At 46.5% G+C, this 1,108-nt stretch carries 1 pseudogene; it reads right to left on the reverse strand.

Annotated features, from left to right (window positions below):
• Positions 1 to 95: 95 nt before the first annotated feature.
• Positions 96 to 1,034, reverse strand: a pseudogene (locus BHE85_RS16260) (MFS transporter); the annotation flags it as partial.
• Positions 1,035 to 1,108: the final 74 nt, after the last annotated feature.

Raw genomic sequence — 1,108 nt, forward strand, 5'->3', positions numbered from 1 at the left:
GGGAATATCTCCCCGGCAGCCTTCAGGGAAAAATATCATCAGATGGCTGCTTAAAAAAAGAACAAATGGTAGTGTCCGCTATTGCCAGTACACCTCATACCACAGAGAATACCAAGGAAGATGGCATTTAGAATTTGCAATTCCAGCTCAACCGCCGGAGTCGTCGCCATGAGTACGCTGGCGTAAAAACACATACCACTCACGATAGCAATGAGCATTAATAGTCGCTTGCCAATACGTTTCATGTAATAGCCTGCGATTAACATCATCGGAATTTCCAGACCGGCAGCGATACCAATCATTTCTCCAGCCAGTTTATCGGTTAGATGCAGTTCATCAATAATAAATAGCGGCATATTTATCATGTAGAGATTATTCGCCGCCCACATCATTGAACAGACCACAAAAAGTAGCCGCGTATCCCGCTTCCTATGGGTGGAGGGTAAAATTTCTACGGGTTGGGTAACGACAGGAATATTTCTTTGTATTGATGGCAAAAACAACCAGACTATCAGCCCGCAAACAACAAATGCGATGGCAGCGGTGAGATACATCACTTTAAAACTAAACCCCATTGCCAGTTCATAAGCGAGCGGTGGCCCGATAACCCAGGCAAGCGAGATCTGAGCACGTAAAAATGTACTGAACATGACCGTCTCACGGCCTGTTCTGTCGGCGTGTTCACGGGCGAGGGCGAACATTTGCGGGTTTGCGGTAGAAGCAAAACTACTCAGAAGTACGCCCGTAGAGAGGAGAATGAAGTAGTTGAGATTCCACGCAAAAAGCGTGCAGGCCAGCACTCCAAATAAGCAACATAGCAGAATCAGTAATTTACGGTCGCCTTGTTTATCGGAGTGCCTTGCCAGAAATTGACTGACCAGAATTCCCATAATAGCGCTACCGGTGAAGAAAAAACCTACCATTATAGGACGGGCTTTCAGTTCATCTGCGAGGAATATACTTAGGGTAGGAGTCTGAAGAGCGCCCGCAATACCCGTCAGAAAGGCGACAGGTAATGCTGCCAACTTACTGATTTAGTGTATGATGGTGATTTTAAGGTGCTTGCGTGGCTTCCATTTCCATCAGATGTCCTTCCTGCTCCGCTACT

The sequence above is a fragment of the Shigella sp. FC1567 genome, from assembly GCF_001743015.1.
Classification (GTDB): domain Bacteria; phylum Pseudomonadota; class Gammaproteobacteria; order Enterobacterales; family Enterobacteriaceae; genus Escherichia; species Escherichia coli.